Consider the following 26,217-nt stretch of genomic DNA (forward strand, 5'->3'; position numbering starts at 1 on the left):
ATGTAAGCGCACTATTCTACTCGGGAAATAGCGGTAAGCCAAACCACAGATGATACCAGCGGGGCTGAATTTCATAGCGATAACGTGAAATTTTAATTTTTTCCTTTTTAAACCATATAGTTAACTGGCCATCTTCCGCTGTATTTAACCATTTAATATTATTATTTTTATACCGAAAATAGACTTTTGGCGATGGAATTTTCCATGCACTATACCTTGCTGATGAGACTACCACCATTGAAGGTTGAACATTTCTTAATAATAAATCAGTTGATGACGTGCTGCTTCCATGATGTGGAGCGAAAAGAAGAGTCGAACGTAACCGATTCTTGTACATTGCGACCAGTGATTTTTCCCCTTGTTTTTCGATATCTCCTGTTAATAAAATTTTATGAAATCCATCCGTTAATTGAATAACACAAGAATCATCATTATGTGATATTGGTGCTAGCTTTTCAGGCCATAATACTTCAAAAGTTAATATCCCCCACTGCCATTTTTGGCCTTTAAAACACGGAAGGTGTTCCATACTTTTTATATTATTAGTTTTTTCCCTATTTACCGACGTTTTTTGTGGGCCAAAGCTACTTCTTACACTTAGCCATGGATATTGCTGGATTAAATAATTTGCACCACCAGTATGGTCTAAATGATTATGGCTTAAAATGACTCCAATTGGGGTTATATCGTGATATTTAAGGAAAGGAATAATTTGACGCTGTGCATTGCTATCCCCTTTCCATGCATTACCTGTATCATAGAGTAACGCTAAATTGTTTTGTTCTATCACAACAGCCAAACCATGCCCGATGTCTAATACCGTCATTCTCCAACCTTCTTTGGATTGTTTACCGTTCCCCTTTTCTAAGAAAATTGAAATAACTACACAGCTAATAAGCCCGAAATAGCGCTTGTACCACTTAAATAAAACGACAATGATACTTAGCCAACATATTAAAAATAAATAATAAGGAACATTGATAAATTCTGACCAAAAGGTACTTAAATAAGGTAATGGTTCTAGCCCCATATCTATAACCCTATCTATCGTATATAAAATAGGTTGCTGAACCACTTTTATTGGTACTAAAAACAAGAGCAAAATAGCAGGAACAACACACCAAGAAACTAACGGGACAAACCAGATATTTGCCACTAACCCCATTACATTAATACCATTAAATAAACTAAGTTGCATTGGGATCAGTAAGACTAGTAAGCCAATTTGTAAATGGGTTAACCCTATAATTTTCCCCTTTACACCTTTAGATAAATGATATGGTAGTGGAAATATGGTTAACCAATAAAGAATGGCTAGCACAGCGAAACTAGATAACCAAAAACTATCTGACAAAATAGCTAATGGGTCTAATAATAATATTCCTGCGATACTCCACAGTGCCCATTGCCAAGCAAAATACCTTGCAGGCTTATTTCTGATATATACCCATAATAGTAGGGCAAATAATGCTCGAGTCGCAGGGATAGCAAAGCCAGAGATCCATGCATAAAAAATTGCTAGCCCTATACCAATTACTACTGGTAGTGTTTCATTGACATACTTTATTGGTAAAAAATATTGAATCACTCGAGTGATAAGAAAGCCAAACAAGTAAGCTAACCCAATATGCAAGCCTGATATAGCCATTAAATGTGTCAAACCTGTTCTCTGTAGTAAATATGTTTGTTCTACTGCCAACAAACTTCTATCTCCAAACATTAGTCCATAAATAATCCCTTTATTAGATAATGAATTAATTAGCTCCATATAATTATGGATAACTTTTTGTCTTACAGAACAATCCTTTTTTAATAATTCTATTTTCTTACTTTTCAAAACTCCAATGATTCTATTAGCCAAATAATAACGTTGTAGGTTAAATCCTCCTTCATTTAGTGAGCTGTGTAGTGGCTTTACAGTGCCATTGATTCGCCACAACTGCCCAGCGCAAACAGTTTCCTTTGTTTTCCATGTAGCATATAACGGAGGAAAAACAATGCGATTGTTAATTTTATCAATACGCACTTTGATTTTTTGCTCTTTGCTATTCAAAGGAATACCAACAATAACCACATCAATATCGTTATTTTTTTTAGATAGATAATTAATATGATTAATGATGTTAATTCCATGCCAATTAGCCCATAAGAAAAACATAATAGTTAATGCAAGGAACTTTCCTAACTTACCCAATAGAAAGAGCATTATTAACAGCACCATAAATAACACGATAAAGAATAATTCACTCAACATTAGAATTTCAGGTATAAATAAAAGTGGTAACGTACCTAAAATCAAAGCAATAGAAGCCAACGTCATCGAAACAGGTGAGTTTTTATTAAAGATTAAATTATATTTTTTGAGTGGATTATTTAGCCATCTCATTATGTAGATGATATTTTTTATCAATTTTTGTATCCCTACATAGATTTATTAGCTCTAGTTTAATTATCTATACTAAATTTTTTAAGTTTCTATCTTCTCTTTTATGTAGCCCTTCCCGAAATATTTTTTCTTTATAAAAAGGTACATATTAGTTTGCGAAGCGCTTCGCAAAACATATATATATCTCTAAAAGTAGTTTTGAATTTGTTTTATTACATTAAGAGTTTAGAAATATATTGGTGTTGGTGTTGGTGTTGGTGTTGGTGTTGGTGTTGGTGTTGGTGTTGGTGTTGGTGTTGGTGTTGGTGTTGGTGTTGGTGTTGGTGTTGGTGTTGGTGTTGGTGTTGGTGTTGGTGTTGGTGTTGGTGTTGGTGTTGGTGTTGGTGTTGATCAGAAATAAAAAACAGTGCCGTATAAAATACAAGCACTGTTTTGATGTAATAATTAAGATTTACAGCCCGATTATTGGCCGTAAATATTTACACGATCACGTAATTCTTTACCTGGTTTAAAGTGAGGAACATATTTACCTTCTAGTTCCACTTTATCACCAGTTTTTGGGTTACGGCCAACGCGTGGAGCACGGTAGTGAAGAGAAAAACTGCCGAAACCACGGACTTCAATACGCTCACCGTTAGCTAACGTATCCGCCATATGCTCAAGAATTTCCTTTACAGCTTCCTCAACGGTTTTTGCTGAAAGATGAGACTGCTGGCTAGCCAGTCTTTCAATTAATTCAGACTTGGTCATAGTACCTCCCTAAACTACCGTTACAAAGGGGCAACGCTACTGTTGCCCCCACTTAATTATTCGCCTTTAGCTGCTTTGAAAGCTTCAGCCATAGCATTGTTGCCGAATGCTGTATCTTCTTGTTTGTTCACAGCTGCGACAGCGTCTTTCTCATCAGCTTCGTCTTTAGCGCGAACAGACAGGTTGATTACACGGTTTTTACGATCAACACCAGTGTATTTAGCTTCAACATCATCACCAACGTTCAGAACCAGTGTTGCATCTTCAACACGGTCACGTGAAGCTTCTGATGCACGCAGGTAACCTTCAACGCCCAGTGTCAGTTCAACAGTTGCACCTTTAGCATCAACTGCGATTACTTTACCAGTTACGATTGCGCCTTTCTTAGTTGCTGCTAAATAGTTATTGAATGGATCTTCAGCTAACTGTTTAACACCTAAAGAAATACGTTCACGCTCTGCGTCGACTTGCAGAACAACAGCTGCGATTTCATCACCTTTTTTGTATTCACGAACTGCTTCTTCGCCTGCAACGTTCCAGGAGATGTCAGACAGGTGAACCAGGCCATCGATGCCGCCGTCCAGACCGATGAAGATACCGAAGTCAGTGATAGACTTGATTTTACCTTCAACGCGGTCGCCTTTGTTGTGAGTTTCTGCAAATTGCTGCCATGGGTTAGATTTGCACTGTTTCAGGCCCAGTGAGATACGACGACGTTCTTCATCAATATCCAGAACCATAACTTCAACAACATCACCAACGTTAACAACTTTAGATGGGTGGATGTTTTTGTTAGTCCAATCCATTTCTGAAACGTGAACCAGACCTTCAACGCCTTCTTCGATTTCTACGAAGCAACCATAGTCAGTCAGGTTAGTAACGCGACCAGTCAGTTTAGTACCTTCTGGGTAACGTTTAGCGATTGCGACCCAAGGATCTTCGCCCAGTTGTTTCAGACCCAGAGAAACACGAGTGCGCTCACGGTCGAATTTCAGAACTTTAACATTGATTTCATCACCAACGTTGACGATTTCGCTTGGGTGTTTAACACGTTTCCAAGCCATGTCAGTGATATGCAGCAGGCCGTCAACACCGCCCAGATCAACGAATGCACCGTAGTCAGTAAGGTTCTTAACGATACCTTTAACTTCCATGCCTTCTTGCAGATTTTCCAGCAGTTGATCGCGCTCAGCGCTGCTTTCAGATTCAATTACAGCACGACGAGAAACAACAACGTTGTTGCGTTTCTGATCCAGCTTGATTACTTTGAACTCAAGCTCTTTGCCTTCCAAGTGAGTAGTATCACGAACTGGACGTACATCAACCAGTGAACCTGGTAAGAACGCACGAATACCGTTCAGCTCAACAGTGAAACCACCTTTAACTTTACCGTTGATAACACCAGTTACAGTTTCAGCTTCTTCGTAAGCTTTTTCCAGCATCAGCCATGCTTCATGACGTTTAGCTTTCTCACGAGACAGGATAGTTTCACCGAAACCATCTTCTACTGCATCCAGAGCTACATCGATTTCATCGCCAACTTGGATTTCTAGCTCACCCTGAGCATTTTTGAACTGTTCTACTGGGATAGCAGATTCTGATTTAAGACCTGCGTCAACAAGGACTACGTCTTTATCGATGGCAACAACAGTACCACGGACGATAGAACCAGGACGAGTTTCAATATTCTGCAGGGATTCTTCAAAGAGTTGAGCAAAAGATTCAGTCATATTAATGATCTTCAAGAGTTTTAAATTAACGTCCACTTAGCTTCCCGCCAAATGGGGTTGTTTCACATACCCCACAACATTCCATGTCGCAAGGTTGATGCTATGCTAATAATATAATCACATAGCGGTAACTGCGTATATTATCTAATTATAAGCTAAAATAAAGCCTATTATCACGATAATTGTAGAATTTTTTTTGCATAGGTGTGTGCTTTTTCAATAACTTCCTCAATAGACATACTTGTGGAATCCAGCACTAATGCGTCTTTCGCGGCAATAAGAGGTGCAACAGAGCGATTACGATCACGAAAATCCCGCTCTTCAATTTCGCTTAAAAGACGTTCAAAATTAACATCAAAACCTTTTTCTTGCAACTGCTTCATCCGCCGATGAGCCCGTTCTTCCGCGGAGGCATCAAGAAAAATTTTTACCGGTGCATCGGGAAAAACCACCGTTCCCATATCACGGCCATCAGCAATTAGCCCAGGATGGGTTCTAAATGCACGTTGGCGTCGGAGTAAAGCTTCACGTACGCGAGGAAAAGTGGCTGTTTGGGATGCAGTGTTTCCTACTGTTTCGGTTCTAATTTGATTTGAAACATCTTCCCCTTCCAGAATAACTTTCAGTACATTATCTTCAGGAACAAATTTCACATCTAAATTTGCAGCCAAGGGAACTAACGCATCTTCGGATTGGATATCAACATGGTGATGTAACGCAGCTAACGCTAATACACGATAAATTGCGCCCGAGTCTAAAAGTTGCCACCCAAACTCGTTTGCTAATGCTTGGCAAAGCGTACCTTTACCTGCTCCGCTTGGTCCATCAACGGTGATTACAGGGGCTATCGCCACCATAAAAAATCTCCTTTTCTGCAAATAGCCTAGCTACCCGCAATTAAAATCTGTGAAGGTATTATACCAATTCAGTAGATTTGTGAAATAAGCAGGTTCTGATGATTGCTAAAAAATAAGAAAAAGTTGATATTTGAATCGTCAAAATCAGGTTGATATCAAAGAAAATAATATCAACCCAATCAATAGATTAATGACTTAGACGTGCCAACTGTTCGAAGTAATCAGGAAAAGTTTTTGCAGTGCAGCCCGGATCCAAAATTGTTACTGGTGTATCTGATAATGCAACTAACGAAAAACACATTGCAATACGATGGTCGTTATAGGTTTCAATTTCAGCATGTTGTAATTTTTTCGGTGGAACAACACGAATATAATCATGCCCCTCTTCCACTTCAGCGCCAACTTTTCGTAACTCTGTCGCCATCGCATATAACCGGTCGGTCTCTTTTACCCGCCAGTTATAGATATTACGAATAACCGTTTCGCCTTCAGCAAACAGGGCAACCGTTCCAATGGTCATTGCCGCATCAGGGATCGCGTTCATGTCCATATCAATACCTGTCAACGTTCCGCGTTCACATTCAACGTAGTCGTCACCCCAACGAATAGTCGCGCCCATTTTTTCTAATACGTTGGCAAATTTAGTGTCCCCTTGCAAACTATTGCGCCCAATTCCTGTTACACGCACTACGCCCCCCTTAATGGCGGCCGCAGCGAGGAAATAAGACGCTGATGAAGCATCACCTTCCACTAAATATTCGCCTGGTGATTGGTATTGTTGCTGCCCTTTGATAACGAAATATTCATATTGATGATTTTCGACATTAACACCGAACGTTTTCATTAATGCTAATGTGATATCAATGTAAGGTTTGGAGACTAACTCGCCAATAATTGTAATTGTTGTGTCTTGCTCTGCACGCGGTGCCGCCATTAACAGCGCAGTTAAAAACTGGCTGGAAACAGACCCATCAACTGAAATTTGGCCACCGATAAAACCACCTTTTAAACGTAATGGTGGGTAATTCTCTTGTTCCAAATATTCAATCTCTGCACCGCCTTCCCTCAGCGCATCAACCAAATGCCCAATTGGGCGCTCTTTCATGCGAGGCTCACCCGTTAAAATAATATTATTACGGCTTAGTGATAGTGCTGCAGTCAGTGGGCGCATTGCAGTTCCCGCATTGCCTAAAAAGATTTCTGTTTCATCTGGATGAGATAAATTTCCACCTAAACCTTCCACACGACAACGTGTTTTATCTTCAGACAATTGGTAGTTAACACCTAGCTGGCTTAATGCATTCAGCATATGGCGAATATCATCACTGTCCAATAAGTTAGTGAGTGTGGTCGTTCCTTTAGCCATCGCTGCTAATAATAGTGCGCGGTTTGAGACACTTTTTGACCCTGGCAAATTAATTGTGCCGTTGATTGAAGAGATAGGTTGTAATGTCAGGGATTGCATAAAAAGCAGTTTCTCCAGTGAAGTTTTGCAAGTAAATAAAATCTGGCTCCATTTTCTTTTAAGTCAAATAAGAAGAGCACAGATAACCGACTGAACATCCTATTTCAGTCGGCAAATCTCATTATTGAGCGTTATGGCGTTCGAAATCAGCCATAAAATCAACCAAAGCCTGTACACCAGCTAATGGCATCGCATTATAGATTGACGCACGCATACCACCAGCCACTTTATGGCCTTTTAGAGAAAGTAAGCCTTGCTCTTTGGCTTCTTCAATAAATTTCGCATCAAGTGCCGGGTTTTGCATTTGGAACGGTACGTTCATCCAAGAACGGTTTTCAACCGCAACACGGTTAATATAGAACTGGCTATCATCAATTGCATTGTAGAGTAATTGTGATTTTTCATAATTACGCTTAGCCATTTCTTGCAAACCACCTTGCTCTTTTAACCATTTGAAGACCATCCCCGCGAGATACCAAGCAAAAGTCGGTGGAGTATTAAACATTGAATCGTGTTTTGCTAATACCGTGTAATCAAATACAGATGGAGTCTGAGGCGAAGCTTTACCGAGCAGGTCTTCTCGAATAATAACGATAGTTAATCCAGCTGGCCCAATATTTTTTTGAGCTCCCGCATAAATTACACCATAACGGCTTACATCAATCGGTTTAGATAAGATAGAAGAGGAATAGTCAGCAACAATAATTTTATCTTCAGGGAAATCAGGTTCCTCATGAATAGCTAAGCCACCAATGGTTTCATTTGGGCAATAGTGAACATAAGCGGCATCATCACTTAATGGCCACTCTTTCATAGGTTTTAAACTAACAATGCCATCTTTTTCTTCAGTAATTTGAATTACATTAGGTGTACAGTATTTTTCAGCTTCTTTTGCTGCTGACTCTGACCAATAGCCGCTTACAATGTAGTCTGCGGTCGTTTTATCACCTAGTAAATTCATTGGTAACGTTGCAAAATGGGCTCGAGCTCCACCGTGACAAAATAAAACTTTATAGTTATCAGGGATGTTTAATAAATCACGTAAATTTTGCTCTGCTTCTGTTGCCACTTCGATAAAGTCTTTTCCGCGATGGCTAACTTCCATGACAGAAACGCCTAAACCCTTCCAATTACAAAACTCTTGTTCAGCACGACGCATGACTTCAACAGGTAGCATAGCTGGACCTGCACTGAAATTATAAACCTGACTCATTGACCTCACCCTATCCATCTTCAATTATGGTTAATAAAATTCACTCAGATAGTTAAAGTTGTACCACTCCAAGCCTTTAGCTGCAACGGTTATTGTCAGCAATCCCAAAAATGAAAGGGGGGTTATTTTTTGATAATGGGGAAAAGAATTTTGTTAATCTTGTCACACTCTCGACAAGCACCATTTTATGGAGAAATTAACAATAAATAAGCGATAATATCCCGAATTACATCATTGCGCTGTGTTTCGGGATATTCATTGAAATGTCTTTTATTGAAGATTAAAAATTAGCGAATAACTTTGCTTACGATCTCAATCGCTTCTTTTTCTATTTGGCGTAAATGATCTTCTCCACGGAAGCTTTCACAATAAATTTTATACGCTTCTTCCGTACCTGATGGCCTTGCTGCAAACCAGCCATAATCACTCATGATTTTTAAACCACCAATTGGCGCATTATTACCGGGGGCTGCGGTTAAACGCTGTGTAATTTTATCTCCTGCCAATGTATCTGCTGCAACCATTTCCGGTGATAATTTACTTAGCTTCGCTTTTTCTTCGTGAGTAGCTTTCGCTTGAATACGGTTGTAAATCGGTGCCCCAAATTTTTTGGCAAGGTTATTATAACGCTGCTGCGGGTTTTCACCAGTAACCGCCGTAATTTCCGCAGCTAGTAAGCAAAGAATGATGCCATCTTTGTCTGTTGACCAAGGTGTGCCATCGAATTTTAAGAATGATGCCCCAGCACTTTCCTCACCGCCAAAACCTAGTTGTCCACTGAATAACCCATCAACGAACCATTTGAACCCTACAGGCACTTCAACTAATTCACGACCGATATCATTAACAACACGGTCAATCATCGCACTTGAGACAAGTGTTTTCCCTACCGCAACATTTTTTCCCCACTGAGGGCGGTGTTGGAATAGGTAGTCGATTGCCACAGCAAGATAGTGATTTGGGTTCATTAAACCATCGGGGGTAACAATGCCATGACGGTCATAGTCAGGGTCATTAGCGAAAGCTAAATCAAATTTTTCTTTCATCCCAAGCAAACCCGCCATTGCCCAACTTGATGAGCAATCCATACGGATAACACCATCATGATCCAAAGGCATAAAACGGAACGTTTGGTCTAATTGGTCATTTACGATTTCAATATCTAATTGATAATATTCAGCAATTTTTTTCCAGTATTCAATACCGGAACCGCCTAGTGGGTCAACACCAATTTTCAAACCAGACTTAGCAATCGCTTGCATATCAACAACTTCGCCTAATGCAGAGACATAAGGCATAACCAAATCTTGCTGAATAACGTATTCACTCGCCATCGCTGTATCAAAATTGACTCTTTTAACCCCTTCCAGGTTATTGACTAGCAATTGGTTTGCATTTTTTTCAATAACAGAAGTTAAATCGGTATCAGCCGGCCCGCCATTCGCAGGGTTGTATTTAATACCGCCATCTTCAGGTGGGTTATGTGAAGGCGTAATCACAATGCCATCCGCAACATCTTGGTGTGATTGGTTATAACTTAAAATAGCGTGAGAGATAGCTGGAGTTGGCGTAAAACCATTATTTTCCTGAACAATTACATGAACTTGATTTGCCGCTAACACTTCAACCACTGTAATAAACGCCGCTTCTGATAACGCATGGGTGTCTTTCCCTACAAAACAAGGACCTGTTACACCTTGCTTTTTGCGTAAATCGGCAATTGCTTGTGCAATGGCTAATATGTGGTTTTCATTAAAATTTTTACGCAACGAACTACCACGATGCCCTGATGTACCAAACTTAACAGCTTGAGATGTATTACCGGGTTGTGGTTGCTGCGTATAATATTGAGCGGTTAATTGAGCGACATTGATCAAGTCACTTTGAAACGGAAGCTGCCCTGCACGTTCATGTATTGTCACTTGTTTTCTCCCAAAGCACTGATGCTTTGTTATCAACATCAGTGGCCTTTCAGTTTTTAAATAGTATTACAAACTTTTTCAATCACATTGGTTGGAAATTGCATTTCCTGCATGATCGCATCAACCATGCTACGTTTACGATTCGTATTCGTATTCGTGATCACCCAATAGGGTGTTCCTGGTATATGACGCGGCTTAGATTGCTTACCAGCTGCAAGTAATGTTTGTTCATCACCAGCAAAATAAATACGAGTTCGGCCATGCATTAACTCTGTTGCACTCGCAAAACGATTCGCATCTAAACTATATAAAGTAGACAAAATCAACATAAAGCGGTCAATCGCTTTACTTTTTTCTGCATAAGCGTCAGATAACAGAAGCTCTCTAATGACTCTAACAGGGTTTAATGCAACAGCAGGTGTACTCATCGCAGGTTCAGCCTTAATAACAGCATGTTCCTGACTAATTTCTTTTGCTTGTACTGGCTGCCCGGATTTGAAATTTAACATACGGCGCAAAATATCCGATGCACTTTCACCGATATGCTGTGTATGGCTCGCAATATAGCGGTAAAGCTCTTCATCAACTTCTATCGTTTTCATTTTTTCCCAGTACTTTTTTAACTAAAATTTGCGGTGTGATTATAAGACAGATTTAAAAAAAACAAAACAATTAAAATTTCAATAACTTAAAGTAAACATTATTCTAAGTTCAAAGATAATTCAGTGGGTTATCATGCCATGACTTCCAGTATTTTGCCTCAGTGATCAACTTCAATTTTCTGAAATTCATTGGCTAAGGATATTTTGATTATCGACTCATTGACTTACCTCAGCCAAAATCGCAGCTTATTTGACCATTTGGATTTTATTCATAGCCGTGACATGATAAGACCACATGTACCGCTGACGAATTGATCAAACAAATATGACTGTGTTACTTAACCATACTATCCATAAACCTGAAAATCCAATCTCAAATAGTCCTATTGTACTCATACATGGGTTATTTGGTGACCTCAATAACTTAGGTGTTTTAGGACGTAATCTACAACAATATTTCGATACGATTCAAATTGATGTTCGTAATCATGGTGACTCATTTCGTGATGAGCAAATGAGTTACCAACAAATGGCCCAAGATGTTATTACTCTAATAAAGTCTTTAGGTTACGAAAATGCTATTTTAATTGGTCACTCTATGGGGGGCAAAATCGCTATGGCGGCAACAGCAATAGCCCCTAATTTTATTAATAGTATCGTTGCTATTGATATGGCGCCTGTCGCTTACCAAGTCCGTCGTCATGATAAAATATTCGCGGCGCTTGATGCCGTCACAGCAAAAAATGCAAAAACTCGCCAAGAAGCTACTGTGATTATGCGTGATTACATTAATGAGGATGGTGTTATCCAATTTCTGCTTAAATCCTTTAAACAGGGTGAGTGGAAATTTAATATACCTGCCCTAAAAGCTAATTATGAAAGTATTATTGGTTGGGAAATAGTACCCGCCTGGAATAAACCCGTGCTGTTAATCCCAGGAGGAAATTCCCCTTATGTACAAGCTGAATATAAAGAACAAATCGCACAACAATTTCCGCAAGCCAAAGCGTGGGTTGTTGCTGATACAGGGCACTGGGTTCATGCAGAAAAACCAGACCATGTTTTAAGAGCCATTCATCGTTTTTTATCTATCCCTGAATAATTGTTCACATTTAAATATAGATATTGAAAAGATATATAACTTTTCAATATCTTTAAATATATTTGTAGTTAAATATAATTACTTTATTAATTACATAATAAGACTAACTTCAATACACAGCGAATTACAAACCCTGTATTATCCAAATTCTACTCCACCTTATTACTATCTAGTGCATATTTTATCAATGCAAATTTGGAATTAAAAATTCAAATAACTTAAGGAATTTATTAATATAGAAAATGGATAGTCTCAAATCAAAATCAACATTATACTTCATTAGTGTTATTGCTAAGTTATCAGGGCAAGTAAATCCTAAAGAACTAGAACAAACACTCAATCAATCTATTGGTTATAATGAAAAACTTAACATTATTAAATCGAAACATGCCATTCGCTGTAGGAATAAATATCAGAAGAATAAAAATGTAACTAAAATCGTATGCCCTGCTATTTTATATAATACCAAAGGAGAAGCCATTCTATTAGCTAACTGCAATCAAGAACAAGTACTCATTCAGCAATTTGGGAATACGCCGCCAGAGATATGGAGTATTGATGAGTTAAATCAACAATGGAATGGTCATTGGTTAGAAGTAAACCTTAAGCAGGGTCAATTTGACATTACCTGGTTCCAAGTCGAATTTATGAAATACAAACCCATTATTTTGTGGGTTTTATTCTTTTCATTTATATTGCAAATACTCGCATTAGTTTCCCCTATTGTTATGCAAGTTATTATGGATAAAGTACTCGTTCATAATAGCTTAGTCACATTGGACGTTTTAATTTTTGGGTTAATTATTGCAGCGTTGATCGAAGTGACATTGAAAGGATTACGAGAGTATATTTATCATCACACTGTTAATCGCATTGATATGACACTCGGCTTGAAGCTGGTAAATCATTTACTGAGACTGCCTATTCCCTTTTTTAAAAGCAGGCAAATAGGCGCAATTGTCACCCGAGTAAAAGAACTCGAAACTATTCGTGAGTTTTTAACCAGCAGCTTTTTTACCCTATGTGTCGATGTGCTATTTTTATTTGTATTTATTTTTGTGATGAACTTGATCTCCACAACACTCACAATAATATTTTTGTGTTCTATTCCTTTTTATCTTTTATTAGCTTGGTGGTTAACGCCTAAAATTGAATCTGCTGCACAGCAACAATTCACCAATATTGCCATCAATACCTCTTTTTTGACCAAAAGTATCAATGGGATCGAAACAGCCAAAAGCTTATCCGTCGAACCAAATTTCACTCGTCGCTGGGACGGCCAAACCGCTGATATGAGTCAAACTAACTTTGTATCAGGGCAAATAAGCTCCCGCTCTGAACATCTAGTGATGGCTATTGAAAAAATCACCAGTGCTATTGTTTTGTGGGTTGGTGCTTCTGAAGTTTTAGCATTGCAGATGACGATTGGCCAGCTTATTGCCTTTTACATGATGGTTAGCCACGCTAACCAGCCCCTCATCAAACTAACTAAATTATGGGGGGACTACATTCGAACCAGTGTCGCTATCGAAAAGCTCTCCCAAATTATTAACTTACCTACCGAACAATCACAGCAAGAAAATAAGTTATCTCTTCAAGGGCATTTAAATCTAAAAAATATCTCGTTCCGCTACCAACCTAACATGCCATTTGTTCTAAAAAACTTTAATTTAAATATTAAAGCGGGAGAAACTATTGGTATTGTTGGGACATCAGGGTCAGGTAAGAGCACCCTCGCTAAATTATTACTACGGCTTTATACCCCTGAAAGTGGTGCTATTTTTGTGGATGGAACCCCCATGTCTGCGATTAACTTGCACTCCCTTAGACAACAAATTGGTATTGTTTTACAGGAAAATTTCTTATTCAGCCAATCTGTTTTTCACAATATCGCTCAAACCTCACCGGATGCCTCCATGGACGAAGTCGTTCATGCCGCCAAAATGGCGGGAGCACACGATTTTATTTTGAAATTACCAAAAGGTTACGACACCGTTCTTGCCGAGGGGGGAACATCACTTTCTGGCGGCCAACGCCAACGTATTGCTATTGCTAGAACACTGCTTTCCAACCCTAAAGTGATTATTTTTGATGAGGCAACTAGCGCTTTAGATGATGAATCCCAAGCCGTTATTCAAGAAAATATGCATATTATTGCAAAAGGAAGGACCATCATCACAATTGCTCACCGCCTATCAACTATTCGCCATCACCAGCGGATCATTGTGATGCAAAATGGTGAAATTATCGAGCAAGGTAGCCATCAGCAACTTATTGAACAAGGTAATTTTTATAAACATTTGTGGACTCTACAACAGTCTCTGAAATCAGACATGGACGTAAAATGAAACATCGATTAGACAAAAACCGTTATAACAGCTTTTTGCCTTCACACTTGGCGATATTAAAAACACCACCGTCTTACTTGGCACTATACGTCGCTATTTCTATTAGTGTAGGCGTTTTTCTTGCTGTGACTTGGTCATTTTTTGGTAAGTTGGATATTCAAGCAACCACGCAAGGTAAACTTATTGTTTCAGGACGAACACAGTTAATTCAAGCGTTTGAATTAAGTCGTTTAGAACATATTCATGTCACTGATGGGCAAGTAGTAAAACAAGGGGATCCTTTAATAACTGTCAATGTATTAGGTGTTGACCAAGATATCCTAAGTTTAAATTACCAACATAACTTCCATGTAGCCGAAATATTAATTTATCAAGCATTGATTTCACAACAGCCTATTGAGCAATTACCCTTATTTAACCAATTAACTGAACTAGAACAAAACAATACACGGGCTAGCTATCAAACACAAAAAATAGAATTTGATTCATTAATTAATGAACTTAATAATGAAATTCAATTAAATACTGTCAATCAGCAAGCTAGAAAAGACGAATTACTCACTATCAATTCCCTCATCGTAAACATCAAAAAGCGCCTCGATGCACACCATTCGTTAACTAAAAAGCAGTTGATCAGCCAGAAGGAATTTTTAGAACAAGAGCGAGAACTATTAATCGCTAAAAAAGAAAAAGTCACCAAATTATCTGAGCTTTCCATTCTGAAAAGCCAGTATCAAGCCTTAAATGAAAAGGTAGACAGAATTAAAGCCCAAAAAAACCAAGAGTGGGATGAAAAATACAAACAAGCTGACTTTAAGCGGGCTTCCCTTGAGCAAGAACTATTAAAAAATAAAGAAAGAAACCAATTAGAAATCATACGGGCTCCCGTTGATGGCACGATACAACAACTTGCTACACACACTATAGGTGCAGTGTTACAACCCGCACAGCAGTTAATGGCTATAGTACCTAATAATCATGTTCAACTAGCTGAAATTAAAATCTTAAATAAAGATATTGGTTTCATCCATGAAGGGTTAAGAGCAGAGGTGAAAATAGATGCTTTCCCTTACACTCGTTATGGCACAGTTGAAGGGGAAGTGATTTCCGTCTCTCGTGACAGTACTCTCGATGAAAATCTTGGATTAGTGTTCTTAGGGCAAATCGGTCTTAAGCAAAAAGAACTAGTAGTTGATGGTGAGTCTATTGAATTGACACCCGGTTTATCCATTGTGGCAGAAATAAAAACAGATAAACGCCGTATTATTGATTACTTACTTAGCCCAATCAATGAATACACCTCAAACGCGATGAGAGAAAAATAATCGATGGAACAGTTAAATAATCATGGCTTGGATGCCTTAGTTTGGGTGGCTAAATATTATCAAAACAATGTTTCATCTGACCAACTAAGACATGCTATTGGCATGCAAACTTTATCCCCTACTGAGTGGGAAATTAGAGAATGCGCACAGACATTGGGGTATGAAACCGAGCTTATTGCAGCACAATATACACAATTAAGTACGCTACCTTTGCCCGCTTTAATCTATATAAATGGTTTCTGGCAAGTGATTAGCCAAGAAAATGAATTGGTACTCATTAACCCAACTAATGATGAACGAGAACCTATTTATAATTCGATTGGGTATCAACAAGCTAAATTTGACGTATTACTCATTAAGGAGCAATTAGAGCCGGAGCAAAAAAAGGCCTTTGGCTTTAGCTGGTTTATTCCCTCTATTTTGCGACAACATGTTAAATTACGAAATATTTTTATTCTCTCGGCCATTATTCAGCTTTTCGCCTTAATTAGCCCGCTGTTGTTTCAAAATTTAATCGATAAAGTGTTAGTTGGCCGCAGCCTCTCAAATTTACACGTTATTGCATTGGCGATTTTTGCCATTGCTGTTGCAGAGCCGATATATGGTTTTATTCGTAATAAGATTTTTAGTCATAGTAGTAGCCAGATAAGCGCTGAATTATCAGGGAAAATTTATCGCCATTTAATGGCCTTACCTTTAAATTATTTTAAGCTAAGGCCAACAGGGAAAATTATCGCAAGGATCCGTGAATTAGCTCATATAAGGCAGTTTTTAACGGGCTCGACACTGATGCTATTCATTGACTTTATTTTTGTTATCCTTTTTGTCGCGGTTTTATTTTCCTACAGTAGTTTGATGGCTTGGATTCTATTGGGCTCTATGGGGGTATTTTTTGTTTTATGGATGATTTTAGGCCCAATCATTCGCCAACAAACTCAAAAATCTTACCAAGCCGATGAAAATGGTCTCACTTTTCTCACCGAAAGTATTACTGGGATTGAAACCATAAAAACGACAGCAACAGAAAAATACTTTAATCAACGCTGGAAAAAAATATTTAGCAAGCAGCTAACTCAAAGCTTTAAAGTCTCAATGCGCAGTGAAGTTGCCTCTCAGTTAATGACACTTGTGAGTAAAATAACTACCGCAATTCTTTTGTGGGTTGGTGTCAAGGAGGTATTAAACGGTGGGATTTCTCCTGGCGAATTAGTGGCATTTAATATGCTAAGCGCGCATGTTACACAACCTGTATTGCGATTTGCTCAAGTTTGGCAAGATTTCCAACATACCATCATTTCATTGCGTCGGGTGGGAGATATTCTTGATGAACCTGTAGAAAATGAACGTAAAGGGATTGCAAACACTTCAAATATTCACGGAAAAATAGAGTTTCAAAACATCCGATTTCGTTATCAACCTGATACGCCTGAAGTTATCAATAATTTGTCATTAATGGTTAATTCTGGTGAATTTATTGGGATTACTGGCCCTTCTGGTTCTGGAAAAAGCACCTTAACGAAATTATTACAACGACTTTATGTACCACAACATGGGCAAGTTATTGTTGATGGCATGGATTTAGCTGTCGCAGATACTGTGTCATTACGTCGAAAAATGAGCGTTGTATTACAAGAAAGCACTTTATTCGTCGGTTCTATCGCAGAGAATATCCGTTTAAGCCACCCGCAAGCGACTAACGAACAAGTTATTCACGCAGCAAAATTAGCTGGAGCATATGACTTTATTATGGCATTGCCTGATAATTTTAATTATCCCTTATCAGAAAAAGGCTTGAACCTTTCAGGTGGTCAACGTCAAAGAATTGCACTTGCGCGCGCTTTACTCACCGAACCAGACATTTTAATTCTCGATGAAGCCACTTCTGCGCTCGATTACGAGTCACTGGATGTGCAAATATTGATTAACGATTTTTAGCTAGCAAAGCCGCTCTACAAGCCAGCCATCATTTTTGCGATTTGCTTATTTTTGTCTATTTTTATCCATTCATATTATTTTTGTGACACAATTTTGTCACAGTCACTTCTTTGTCCGCTTTCAACATAATTCCGACCAATATAGATATAACCCTCCCTGTTGTTGGAATATCATACGACCTCACAAACGGAGGTCACATGAATAACACTCAGCTACTTTTGCTTGCACTAAATTGCATTAACGAAAATAGAGAGATATCTCACACCGAGCTATCAAAAATTTACGTTTTTTATAGAACTGAGATAGATTACAAAGGTATTTCAATTGACGAGTTTATGCTTAGTCAAAACTGGCAACTCATTGATGATAAAAGTATTCATAAAGTGATGAGCTTTATTGAAACATATCTTCATCTTTCATTAAAAAAGGCTAAAGATAGAGAAAATGTCGAACAAAACCCTAGGTGAATTTATTAAGGAATTGCGCTTATCAAAAAATATATCAACCTCAGAAATAGCAAAAAATCTCACGATTTCAGAGGCTGAATATATAAAGTGCGAAAACGGTGAGGCATCTATCTACGTAGATGATTTGAAGAGCATTGTTGATATGTTATCAATTAAAGAATCAACCTTGATAGAAAAATACATTGATTAGGCCAAATTGCTTGGCCTTTTGCTTGCTCTCTCATTTTTGTGTCACAATTTCGGCACAGCTCGTCACAGTGATTTTCCCTCCGTGTTATACTCGTTTCATCATCCCCCCACACAGAAAACCATCATGCACAATCTCGTAGAACTACCAAAAGAAGATAAAGACAAAGTGAATGTCGATTTATCCGCTTCAGGAGTCGCATATAAAGAAAGACTCGGCAAGCCAGTTATTGATGTCGAAATTGAGCGACAACAACCCGAACACTTGCGCGAGTACTTTCGTGAGCGTTTAGTTTATTACCAAGAGTTAAGTAAAAGATTTCCGCAGGGGTATGAGTACAATAAGGAAAGTTAAAAGCAAAAAGAGGCCGCAGCCTCTTGTCTAAATATATCCGCTTCTTGTTTCTTCAACTAAATCATCTCGATAATCAGATAGAATACGCAATGTAGCTGATGCTTGCTTATAATCAAACTCACCCATAGCTGATAAGATTGTTAACTTTACTAAGTAAACAGAAGGGAATAATTTAATATTGTTTAACTTCAGAAATATTGTTGCAGCCTGGAATGCCGTCCGCTTATTTGCATCATTGAAGGCGTGCGCCTTAGCTATGGCAACAAGGTACATTCCCGCTAAATCAAATAAGTCATCACAATTTTCATAATCAATAAGTGATTGAACGCGACCAAGGGCGCCTGATAGTTTATCTATATTTGGCTCTCCGCTTTTAGGTAGCGTTGATTTCTGTATTCTTATCACTTCATCTACAGTTAATAGCCTCATGACTTATCACTTATCTTCTAAATCTTTAATTATCTGAGCATACTCTAATTGTGTATCTTTAAGTGCCTGCTCAAAGTCAGAGGTTGTAGTAATTGAACCTATGCAACGCTTTATAGTGCTGCTAGATGTCCCAACAATACCTGAGTTAGGGTAAGAGACTCTATCATGCTTTTTTACTGTAGGTGATGAGCCAGTTTGATTTGCTTTCTTTATAGCCATGATAATTACCTCCCAACTATCTATATGTATAGAATAGCAGTAAATCATCAGGTTTTACTAGCCCATCCTTGGGCTATGTGTGGTTAGGCAATTAGCCGTTCTGAAATTTTGTCGGTGATGAACCTAAGTTCACTTATAGCATCGGTTACAGCTTGATTGAATGGTACGGCACTAGGTACATCCATCCGTATTAAGTTACGGCAAAGGTTGTCTTTCCATAGTGATAGCGCCTTATCAAAACGGTTACGAACAACTAAGAGCCTACTTAACTCACCGTCACTCATGCTGGAGTTTAATTTGCGAGTGTTTACTTCATAGTTATGCTTTAGCACTCTTAGATGCAGCCACGCAGCGTCAACGTTTACACCTGCATCAGATAGTTTTGTTAGCATTTTTCCTAATGGGTTTGGGTATTCAGCCATATTTTTAAGCATTTTTTGAGGGTACTTATAAAAGCTAGATAATGCTTCGTCTTTATCTGTTCCTTCAAGTTTAAACAGCCAATCATATTCATCAAAGAATGACATTGGCATCGCAAGGCTTTCAAGTCCAACCTGTGGCAATTGCTGTTTAGGTATGTATTCACCTTCAAGGGCATCAAGAAATGAAATGGCTTGCGGTATCTGTTCAGGCAAAAGCTCGTTGATATGCTCAACGCCGAACTCCTTGTGAACATACTTCCAGATATCAGGGTAAATATTACCAACACCTGTAGCAATTAAACGCTCGGCTGTTTGGCGTAGCGGAGTAAGTTCTTTTGCTGTCGATTGCACAAATGTAGCTTTTACCTTAGCAGCACTAGTAACTAAGTTGTCATATGCTCTTATAACTTTTAAGGCAAAAGCTGCGCTGATCCACATAGCATAAGAATAAACTAATTCTTTGCAGACGTAGGTTCCACCATAGCGACCGCTTTTTGATACGACAGGCTTAAAATCAGAGTCTTGTTTTTTAACTTCTCGATTGTGAGCAATTAAAATTTCATCAATTAATTCAACGGTTTTCTCTGAACGCAACCAGTTTGCTGGCTTATCTTTATCTTGGTTGCCTGACGCTTTATGTAGGTCATTCAGCGAGTAACGTCCAATAGAGTCTTTACGAATTGAGGTGTTAGAAATAATTAATTGGTTATTCATGCTGCCACCTCGACGCTCAGTAATTTTGCTAATTTAGATAAACCTTTTGCAGTAACACGAACTTGTGATACTTGCTTATCCTCACCTGTTGAACTTTTTACCACGGTAACCTTATGCTCAAGTAAGCCTTGCTGGATTTTATCTTGATAACCAATCCAAGCAGTACCAAGGCGACGATAAATCCACTTGCTATGGCTCATTAAGTCGAATAATGACTTAGGCTTAACTTGCAATTGCTTAGCGGCATCAGTAACACACAGAGAGCCTTCTGCTTTAGCGATACGGTTTAAAGCATCAACATCAGGTTTCATTTCCTCGACTTGATGCTCGAGGTGGATAACCTTTTCGGTGTAAGAAATTAAAGCATCACGTAAGAAAGCAGGGTCATTAAGCGCGACCATTGGATCAATGGATGGTTTTTCCAGTGACTTCAATTTTTCAAGAACTGAACGGCGAACAGCTTTTGACTCACGCATGCCTACTAAGGTCATTTGCTCCATAGTTAAGGTGGTGTAATGAGTTTTATGGCCTGTTTTGCCAACTACGAAATTTTCGTAGTTTAAAATATCATCAATTTCATCATTAACACGAGCATGGAAATCAGCTGGTCTTACAGGTTTCTCACCAGCTGACTCACGAGCTGGGTTGATGATGTTGTTTAAGAAGTCAATACTAGACATAGTGACAACTTGGTTAGTAGTTGTTAAAGTATTCATGACGTTATTTCCTATGGATGATTTGACGTTATCAGAAGCTCCGAAGGCTGCAACCGACGGGGCTTCGTCCTTATACTGCTGCGTTACTATCATTTTTTTCATCTCCTTGTAGTGATTGTACTAATCGCTGAATAATCGCGGCATTTATTGATAATCCTTCCTTATCTGCTTTTGACTTGATCGCCAATTTAATGTTTTCAGGCATTCTTAAAGGGAATACGTTTGGCTTTGCTTCTTTCATTTTCATTTCTCCATTGGCATCAAAATGATGTTATGGCATCAATATAACATCATTGAGCGTACTGTCAATATGATGTTATTCTCTTTTTCAAATTAATTTTGAGAATGAGTTTATGAGCGAGCAAGACGGAAAAGAATTTATTGAAAGGTTCACCGTTCGAATGCCAATGGGTATGCGAGAGCGCATAGCAGCTCGGGCTGAGAGAAATGGCAGGTCAATGAACTCTGAAATTGTTCAGATACTTCAAGATATTCTTGATGGTAGGGTTCAGTGTGATCTACCTGATGGAGTAAGTGACTCAGGTATAAGCGGAACGGTTGATATTCTTAGTGCAAACAAAGAGCTTTTGCATGAGCAGGCAAGTAACTATCAAAAGCAAATTGCTGAGCAAAGATTAATGATAGAGCAACTAGAGCAAATGAAGAAAATTGCACTAGAGCAGAAACAGTTACAAGAAGAAATAAATAAATACAAAGACACCTTTGATTTGCAAAAAGAATTGATAGAGCAAAATAAAAAACTTATTGAAGAAATCACTAAGAATAAATAACGATTTGCCCCCAATTGCGGCACCACTGACCTACCAAAAACCCCAAGTGTTAGCTTGGGGTTGGGGGTTTAGTTTATGCATTGATAATTACAGCTTATATGTTAGAAAGAAAATAATGATTTTTTCCTATTTATTAATATAATCACTCACTCAAAATACTTAGATTGACACGGAGGTAGCATGGGAATGCCACTTGAGTATATAAAAAGTGATTTAGGTAGATATATTGGGCAAGATAACGTTAATATTAAAAATATAGTCAATTACTATATTAGAAGTATAAGCTTTCGTTTTTCTTTTTGGTTTAGGCTATGTCAATCAAAAAATAAAATAATAAAGGTTATTGCAATATTTAATCACCGCAGGTTATCTAGGAAGTACATGTTAGATATACCTAGGAATACAAAAATAGGGTATGGCCTGTATATTGGTCATGGTGGTTCTATTGTCGTGAATCCAACAACTGTTATTGGTGATAATGTTAATCTAAGTCAGTTTACAACTATTGGGTCTAACTACGGCAAAGCTGCAACCATAGGTGATAATGTATACATAGGTCCTAGTGTGTGTATTGTTGAGGATGTTGTTATTGGCAATGAGTCAAAGATAGGTGCTGGCTCAGTAGTAACTAAAGATGTGGACTCAAATTCTGTATATGTTGGCGTACCTGCTAAAAAAGTTAAAACAATTGAATATAATGATTTAGTGGTACGCCGCTACACTAGTAAAGATAAAAAATGATGCAAACCATCTGGATAACACCAGATGGTTAATTTTAAATGCTAAATGATATACCACTTCCGTCTGTTGATGTGAATCTAACTGAAACTATGAATTCCCTATCCACATCAGGAGTGCTATCAATGACACCAATAACACCGCCGCCAGATGGATTATCAAAAGCCCAATCTGATTGAGGTGACCCCATTGACCCATGTAAAGATATTGACCCATTCACCTTACTTGATACCCACTGCCTAGCAACTGCCGATTTTGTTCCTGTTTTTGTCACTTCTGTGATATCGATAACAACAGTAAAGTTGTTTCCTGTAGTTGAGAATATTGACACGTTTTGCTTGCCCACGGTTCTCACGATAAAATCACGTTTGATAATTGTGTCCTGAATACCTGTCGATGACGGGGTTATACTTGTACCACTACCCACATGCAAGACGTTGCTATCTCGCTGATACCCTCTATCTTGACTTCTCCCTACAGCAAAGCTGAATATTTCAGGATATCGGTAATAACCCTCTGGGGTTGCTTTTTTGAAGCCGATTTTATTACTTCTGATACTGTGATCTAAAAGTACAACACTTTCATTACCTGTCGCATTTGATACATAGATTAAATATTCATACTTATCATCAAACTGATTTACAGGAGCAAAACCCGAGAACGTAGCATCAAAACCACTGCCGAGCTCAATGCAGTAATCAAGTGTTGTGGTTGTTGAACCTGCGTTTGACATTTGCATTCCGTTTACAGTAAGACCACGGAATGAATCCACTTTCATTAGTTTTTCTGTTTGCTCTGCACCGATACCTGACAGCACAACCCCTTTTGCATTTTTTAGATAATACCCAATTTGAGTCCGTTTTGTTGGCAATCCATCGCACCCGCAGGAGCTCCACTCGGAATACCAAAGCTCATTGCTTACACTATATCCATATCGGCCAGACGCCCTAGACCAGCAGTCTATCAATGATAATGACGTGGATGTTCCGCGATCAAATCCACCGTCAGTTAATGGGCCACCGAATGCAAATCCATCCTGCCCATTGTTATTTGCAAAAACTCTTTTAAAACTAGACATGTACATTGAGACATGAATGCCATCAAGTACAGCGTCCTCATAACAGCCGCCATTGAAATCATTTTGAGCATACCAAACGTCTACACCGCTAATTACATAATTTAGTTTATTCCCCGCACTTACACCTAGTCTTTCAATTGACATCCCCCAGTCGCTTCTTGCTGCTATAAGCTCAATGAGAGAGCTTCCTGACACGGATCCAGTGTACTTAATGCTGCTATTTCTATCTCTGCCCCCGTAAATATTAATATTCCTCGGGTTTGTGATAATTAAGCAATGTTTGGCTGGATATAGCGGATGAAAGCTATTAATACCAAAGTACTTATTGTCTGCTGAGCTATCGGTATACATTTCGGATTTGCACCATTCCATATACTCAATAGCGCGCTGGATATTCAATCTATTATCAGTAATACCATTATCATCAACACATCCGAAATCAAATAATGAATGACTGCCAATAGGCATTGTTGCATTACCTACGCAAATCCAGTCGTTATTTGGTGCTGAATTGGGGTTAATAGTGATAGGAAGTACACTTTCATTTTTTACAGCGTAGTAAAATCCTTCGTATTTTAGAGCCTCGTTCCACTTTGTTATAATCGCACCTTTCTCAAAGCTACCTACTCGTAGATATTTTGTCTTTGAAATAGAGTAAATAACATCATCACCATTACTCGTTAATAACTCCCCTCTCAAACTCGCATCCCCAACGCTAACCCAAGCACCTTTACCGATGCCTCCTGTTGATTGCGGAGTTGAGCCTGCTGGGACTTGCTTAGGTAAGTCACCATCCCAACGGTAATGGTCACCATCGCCGTCAGGCAATTTCCATAACAATGTTTCATTTCTATTGGCTAACTCTGCACCCTCTTGGAATGTGCCAACTGGTACGTATCCAGCGACTAAAATCGCCTGCTCCATTTCAACTTTAAATCGCTCAATTAGCTGAGTTGCAACCCAGTTAATTCCCTCGATAGTTCGGTGGCACTGTCCGAATCTATCTTTATATTCGTGCTGTAATGATGTAACGAACTCATCAATTCTTTCTGCGTTATAAGCTAAATCACGCATTTCTTTACTTGGTACAGGTTTGTTTGTTGGTACAGTAGACATAAGTTGTCCTCTCCTATTAGAAGATGTGTTATTGTTTAATTTAGATTACTGAACAGAGTGGTTAATAAGAATGAAGCAATATGAATAAAGTATGATTTCTTTAATTGAACAGATTATATTTACCCCCACCAACCTTTTATCTTGTTAAATCCACCAAGAATAAATCCAGCAATAAATGCTATAGTAGGAATAATAATAAAAATCAGGTGCTCTATATGCATGCCATTGTCTCCTTAATACAAGAAAGCATAACGATAAAAATAATACTAAGCCTAACTTGGACTGCGCTTAGCTTTTTCTGTGGAGCATATGTTGGGCATAAATTTAATCTATCCCGAGATAAGCGCAAAGAGTTTAATGATGCTACTGATATTGTATACAATAAGGCCATCATTGAAAGGAAGTTACTTACTGACGATAACCCAACCAGATATGAAACTATTCAAGAAAACGATATATTGATGCTGGTTCGCATTGCACCTAAAAGAAAAAAGAAACGCATATGGTCAGCGTGGAAAAACCACTCAGTTGCAAAAGAAAAGTTCATACCAAAACTTACCGGTCGATACAGTGATGAGATAAATGCCCCATATAACCTTACACCTATAATCAAAACTATTGATGCGCTAATTAAGGAAATTGATAGGCAATGAATAAAACTTAGGCTACGTTCAGGCAATAAAAAACCCACTCATGTGGGTCAAGTTTGATAATGAATGTTTTATTATAAAACAGTTACCATCTCACAGAGTGTTCTTTTTATTATTATCAAATCATGACTACTACACCCTGCATTGTACTCCAAATCCCAATGTCGCCCTCTATGTTTTGGGTTGCAACCATTTCCATCGCATTTTTTGGGGCTTTTCCTGCGTCCTTTACTATTTTTGGTTTCAGTAAAGCTTACATAAGTTCCAAATAATTTGACATTATCTGCTGATAGATTCATTGATTGATTAAACTTACTCTTATCTAAAATAACAGTAACCCTGCAATTTTTAACTTCAGACAGTGGTATCCTCTTATCAGAATCATCTTTCACATACTGAGATATTAAGCACAAAAAATCGTCATTCAATTTATCCTTGTCACCATTGAAACCCATAGAAAATACGCTTACTGTTTTTTCAGGTGGAGTCAGATGTAAACGAAGGTCAAACAATTCATCCTTGACAGTTTTACCATCAACATTTGGCGCAGGGTCAGCCGCTCTATGCTGATGAGTTGTACCCATCCTGCACAAAAGCACATCATCTTTGCATCCAATCTGCTGGCTATAGTAATCAACAAGTTCCACTTTCTCTGATTCATTATTCTCTAATAATTCATCAAGCAATTCACTATCATCCAT

The 26,217-nt window shown here is 38.4% G+C and carries 26 protein-coding genes; 10 read left to right on the forward strand and 16 right to left on the reverse strand.

Annotated elements, in window-relative coordinates:
* Positions 1–16: 16 nt before the first annotated feature.
* The 9 genes from P3L40_RS14965 to seqA all read right to left on the reverse strand — a co-directional run bounded on the left by P3L40_RS14965 (position 17) and on the right by seqA (position 10,925).
* Positions 17–2,410, reverse strand: coding sequence for a DNA internalization-related competence protein ComEC/Rec2 (locus tag P3L40_RS14965; protein ID WP_247605798.1), 2,394 nt, complete (start codon positions 2,408–2,410; stop codon positions 17–19).
* Positions 2,411–2,598: 188 nt separating this feature from the next.
* Positions 2,599–2,814 carry a hypothetical protein gene (locus P3L40_RS14970; RefSeq protein ID WP_316927977.1) on the reverse strand — a complete coding sequence of 72 codons (216 nt, stop codon included), beginning with the start codon at positions 2,812–2,814 and terminating at the stop codon, positions 2,599–2,601.
* Positions 2,815–2,848: 34 nt separating this feature from the next.
* On the reverse strand, positions 2,849–3,136 hold the full coding sequence (ihfB, locus tag P3L40_RS14975; protein ID WP_004256221.1) for an integration host factor subunit beta: 288 nt from the start codon (positions 3,134–3,136) through the stop codon (positions 2,849–2,851).
* 56 nt (positions 3,137–3,192) lie between these two features.
* The gene (rpsA, locus tag P3L40_RS14980; protein WP_004909559.1) at positions 3,193–4,866 is read right to left on the reverse strand and encodes a 30S ribosomal protein S1; all 1,674 of its coding nucleotides are present in this window, start codon (positions 4,864–4,866) and stop codon (positions 3,193–3,195) included.
* A 173-nt stretch (positions 4,867–5,039) separates the two neighbouring features.
* Entirely contained in the window at positions 5,040–5,723 is a 684-nt protein-coding gene (gene cmk / locus P3L40_RS14985; RefSeq protein ID WP_094960688.1) for a (d)CMP kinase, read from the reverse strand.
* 187 nt (positions 5,724–5,910) lie between these two features.
* A complete protein-coding gene (gene aroA, locus P3L40_RS14990) occupies positions 5,911–7,188 on the reverse strand; it encodes a 3-phosphoshikimate 1-carboxyvinyltransferase (protein WP_112308211.1) in 1,278 nt (425 codons plus the stop codon).
* 121 nt (positions 7,189–7,309) lie between these two features.
* Positions 7,310–8,401 (reverse strand): 3-phosphoserine/phosphohydroxythreonine transaminase, encoded by a 1,092-nt coding sequence (gene serC, locus P3L40_RS14995; protein WP_036957913.1) that lies wholly within the window; start codon positions 8,399–8,401, stop codon positions 7,310–7,312.
* 287 nt (positions 8,402–8,688) lie between these two features.
* Positions 8,689–10,323, reverse strand: coding sequence for a phosphoglucomutase (alpha-D-glucose-1,6-bisphosphate-dependent) (pgm, locus tag P3L40_RS15000; protein WP_136135518.1), 1,635 nt, complete (start codon positions 10,321–10,323; stop codon positions 8,689–8,691).
* A 56-nt stretch (positions 10,324–10,379) separates the two neighbouring features.
* The gene (seqA, locus tag P3L40_RS15005; protein ID WP_004256238.1) at positions 10,380–10,925 is read right to left on the reverse strand and encodes a replication initiation negative regulator SeqA; all 546 of its coding nucleotides are present in this window, start codon (positions 10,923–10,925) and stop codon (positions 10,380–10,382) included.
* Positions 10,926–11,250: 325 nt separating this feature from the next.
* Here seqA and ybfF point away from each other — a divergent pair, with 325 nt between their 5' ends.
* The 7 genes from ybfF (at position 11,251) to P3L40_RS15040 (ending at position 18,643) form a co-directional block, all read left to right on the forward strand.
* Positions 11,251–12,027 carry an esterase gene (gene ybfF / locus P3L40_RS15010; protein ID WP_136135519.1) on the forward strand — a complete coding sequence of 259 codons (777 nt, stop codon included), beginning with the start codon at positions 11,251–11,253 and terminating at the stop codon, positions 12,025–12,027.
* A gap of 242 nt (positions 12,028–12,269) precedes the next feature.
* Positions 12,270–14,375 (forward strand): peptidase domain-containing ABC transporter, encoded by a 2,106-nt coding sequence (locus P3L40_RS15015; RefSeq protein WP_210853561.1) that lies wholly within the window; start codon positions 12,270–12,272, stop codon positions 14,373–14,375.
* Positions 14,372–15,700 carry an HlyD family type I secretion periplasmic adaptor subunit gene (locus tag P3L40_RS15020; RefSeq protein ID WP_140170792.1) on the forward strand — a complete coding sequence of 443 codons (1,329 nt, stop codon included), beginning with the start codon at positions 14,372–14,374 and terminating at the stop codon, positions 15,698–15,700. Before P3L40_RS15015 ends, P3L40_RS15020 begins: the two co-directional genes overlap by 4 nt.
* A gap of 3 nt (positions 15,701–15,703) precedes the next feature.
* Positions 15,704–17,635 (forward strand): type I secretion system permease/ATPase, encoded by a 1,932-nt coding sequence (locus tag P3L40_RS15025; RefSeq protein WP_196732988.1) that lies wholly within the window; start codon positions 15,704–15,706, stop codon positions 17,633–17,635.
* A gap of 197 nt (positions 17,636–17,832) precedes the next feature.
* Complete coding sequence (locus P3L40_RS15030; protein WP_210853619.1) at positions 17,833–18,102, forward strand: hypothetical protein; 270 nt, start codon at positions 17,833–17,835, stop codon at positions 18,100–18,102.
* Entirely contained in the window at positions 18,080–18,292 is a 213-nt protein-coding gene (locus P3L40_RS15035) for a helix-turn-helix domain-containing protein (protein WP_210853563.1), read from the forward strand. Before P3L40_RS15030 ends, P3L40_RS15035 begins: the two co-directional genes overlap by 23 nt.
* Positions 18,293–18,412: 120 nt before the next feature.
* On the forward strand, positions 18,413–18,643 hold the full coding sequence (locus tag P3L40_RS15040; RefSeq protein ID WP_210853615.1) for a DNA polymerase III subunit theta: 231 nt from the start codon (positions 18,413–18,415) through the stop codon (positions 18,641–18,643).
* 27 nt (positions 18,644–18,670) lie between these two features.
* On the opposite strand, the gene P3L40_RS15045 is transcribed toward P3L40_RS15040, so the two are convergent.
* The 5 genes from P3L40_RS15045 to P3L40_RS15065 form a co-directional block, all read right to left on the reverse strand.
* Positions 18,671–19,072 (reverse strand): type II toxin-antitoxin system death-on-curing family toxin, encoded by a 402-nt coding sequence (locus P3L40_RS15045; RefSeq protein WP_210853565.1) that lies wholly within the window; start codon positions 19,070–19,072, stop codon positions 18,671–18,673.
* A 6-nt stretch (positions 19,073–19,078) separates the two neighbouring features.
* Entirely contained in the window at positions 19,079–19,291 is a 213-nt protein-coding gene (locus tag P3L40_RS15050) for a hypothetical protein (RefSeq protein WP_210853567.1), read from the reverse strand.
* 83 nt (positions 19,292–19,374) lie between these two features.
* Positions 19,375–20,427 carry a KilA-N domain-containing protein gene (locus tag P3L40_RS15055; protein ID WP_210853569.1) on the reverse strand — a complete coding sequence of 351 codons (1,053 nt, stop codon included), beginning with the start codon at positions 20,425–20,427 and terminating at the stop codon, positions 19,375–19,377.
* Positions 20,424–21,236, reverse strand: a complete 813-nt coding sequence (locus tag P3L40_RS15060; RefSeq protein WP_247605852.1) for a phage antirepressor KilAC domain-containing protein — start codon at positions 21,234–21,236, stop codon at positions 20,424–20,426. The genes P3L40_RS15055 and P3L40_RS15060 overlap by 4 nt, the downstream gene beginning before the upstream one ends.
* The gene (locus P3L40_RS15065) at positions 21,214–21,384 is read right to left on the reverse strand and encodes an Arc family DNA-binding protein (protein ID WP_006661955.1); all 171 of its coding nucleotides are present in this window, start codon (positions 21,382–21,384) and stop codon (positions 21,214–21,216) included. The genes P3L40_RS15060 and P3L40_RS15065 overlap by 23 nt, the downstream gene beginning before the upstream one ends.
* Before the next feature lie 112 nt (positions 21,385–21,496).
* Between P3L40_RS15065 and P3L40_RS15070 the strand changes: the two genes are divergently transcribed.
* A complete protein-coding gene (locus P3L40_RS15070; protein ID WP_210853572.1) occupies positions 21,497–21,934 on the forward strand; it encodes an Arc family DNA-binding protein in 438 nt (145 codons plus the stop codon).
* Between the two features lie 180 nt (positions 21,935–22,114).
* Positions 22,115–22,675 (forward strand): serine O-acetyltransferase, encoded by a 561-nt coding sequence (locus P3L40_RS15075; protein WP_210853574.1) that lies wholly within the window; start codon positions 22,115–22,117, stop codon positions 22,673–22,675.
* A gap of 34 nt (positions 22,676–22,709) precedes the next feature.
* On the opposite strand, the gene P3L40_RS15080 is transcribed toward P3L40_RS15075, so the two are convergent.
* Positions 22,710–24,866: a hypothetical protein gene (locus P3L40_RS15080; protein WP_210853576.1), complete on the reverse strand. Its 2,157-nt coding sequence runs from the start codon at positions 24,864–24,866 to the stop codon at positions 22,710–22,712.
* 215 nt (positions 24,867–25,081) lie between these two features.
* Between P3L40_RS15080 and P3L40_RS15085 the strand changes: the two genes are divergently transcribed.
* On the forward strand, positions 25,082–25,519 hold the full coding sequence (locus P3L40_RS15085; RefSeq protein ID WP_210853578.1) for a hypothetical protein: 438 nt from the start codon (positions 25,082–25,084) through the stop codon (positions 25,517–25,519).
* A gap of 71 nt (positions 25,520–25,590) precedes the next feature.
* Here the strand turns inward: P3L40_RS15085 and P3L40_RS15090 are convergent, their stop codons facing one another.
* Positions 25,591–26,217, reverse strand: coding sequence for a hypothetical protein (locus P3L40_RS15090; protein WP_210853580.1), 627 nt, complete (start codon positions 26,215–26,217; stop codon positions 25,591–25,593).

The organism is Providencia sp. PROV040 (genome assembly GCF_032706145.1).
Taxonomy (GTDB): domain Bacteria; phylum Pseudomonadota; class Gammaproteobacteria; order Enterobacterales; family Enterobacteriaceae; genus Providencia; species Providencia hangzhouensis.

Bases quoted from the DNA above. Each gene is read 5' to 3' on its own strand.
- P3L40_RS15080 (WP_210853576.1), bottom strand. From the start codon at position 24,866: ATGTCTACTGTACCAACAAACAAACCTGTACCAAGTAAAGAAATGCGT.
- P3L40_RS15060 (WP_247605852.1), bottom strand. From the start codon at position 21,236: ATGATAGTAACGCAGCAGTATAAGGACGAAGCCCCGTCGGTTGCAGCC.
- aroA (WP_112308211.1), bottom strand. From the start codon at position 7,188: ATGCAATCCCTGACATTACAACCTATCTCTTCAATCAACGGCACAATT.
- P3L40_RS15015 (WP_210853561.1), top strand. From the start codon at position 12,270: ATGGATAGTCTCAAATCAAAATCAACATTATACTTCATTAGTGTTATT.
- P3L40_RS15050 (WP_210853567.1), bottom strand. From the start codon at position 19,291: ATGGCTATAAAGAAAGCAAATCAAACTGGCTCATCACCTACAGTAAAA.
- P3L40_RS15065 (WP_006661955.1), bottom strand. From the start codon at position 21,384: ATGAAAGAAGCAAAGCCAAACGTATTCCCTTTAAGAATGCCTGAAAAC.
- P3L40_RS15075 (WP_210853574.1), top strand. From the start codon at position 22,115: ATGGGAATGCCACTTGAGTATATAAAAAGTGATTTAGGTAGATATATT.
- P3L40_RS15025 (WP_196732988.1), top strand. From the start codon at position 15,704: ATGGAACAGTTAAATAATCATGGCTTGGATGCCTTAGTTTGGGTGGCT.
- P3L40_RS15020 (WP_140170792.1), top strand. From the start codon at position 14,372: ATGAAACATCGATTAGACAAAAACCGTTATAACAGCTTTTTGCCTTCA.
- P3L40_RS15085 (WP_210853578.1), top strand. From the start codon at position 25,082: ATGCATGCCATTGTCTCCTTAATACAAGAAAGCATAACGATAAAAATA.
- P3L40_RS15030 (WP_210853619.1), top strand. From the start codon at position 17,833: ATGAATAACACTCAGCTACTTTTGCTTGCACTAAATTGCATTAACGAA.
- seqA (WP_004256238.1), bottom strand. From the start codon at position 10,925: ATGAAAACGATAGAAGTTGATGAAGAGCTTTACCGCTATATTGCGAGC.
- P3L40_RS15070 (WP_210853572.1), top strand. From the start codon at position 21,497: ATGAGCGAGCAAGACGGAAAAGAATTTATTGAAAGGTTCACCGTTCGA.
- rpsA (WP_004909559.1), bottom strand. From the start codon at position 4,866: ATGACTGAATCTTTTGCTCAACTCTTTGAAGAATCCCTGCAGAATATT.
- cmk (WP_094960688.1), bottom strand. From the start codon at position 5,723: ATGGTGGCGATAGCCCCTGTAATCACCGTTGATGGACCAAGCGGAGCA.
- P3L40_RS15090 (WP_210853580.1), bottom strand. From the start codon at position 26,217: ATGGATGATAGTGAATTGCTTGATGAATTATTAGAGAATAATGAATCA.
- ihfB (WP_004256221.1), bottom strand. From the start codon at position 3,136: ATGACCAAGTCTGAATTAATTGAAAGACTGGCTAGCCAGCAGTCTCAT.
- serC (WP_036957913.1), bottom strand. From the start codon at position 8,401: ATGAGTCAGGTTTATAATTTCAGTGCAGGTCCAGCTATGCTACCTGTT.
- P3L40_RS15045 (WP_210853565.1), bottom strand. From the start codon at position 19,072: ATGAGGCTATTAACTGTAGATGAAGTGATAAGAATACAGAAATCAACG.
- P3L40_RS15035 (WP_210853563.1), top strand. From the start codon at position 18,080: ATGTCGAACAAAACCCTAGGTGAATTTATTAAGGAATTGCGCTTATCA.
- ybfF (WP_136135519.1), top strand. From the start codon at position 11,251: ATGACTGTGTTACTTAACCATACTATCCATAAACCTGAAAATCCAATC.
- P3L40_RS15055 (WP_210853569.1), bottom strand. From the start codon at position 20,427: ATGAATAACCAATTAATTATTTCTAACACCTCAATTCGTAAAGACTCT.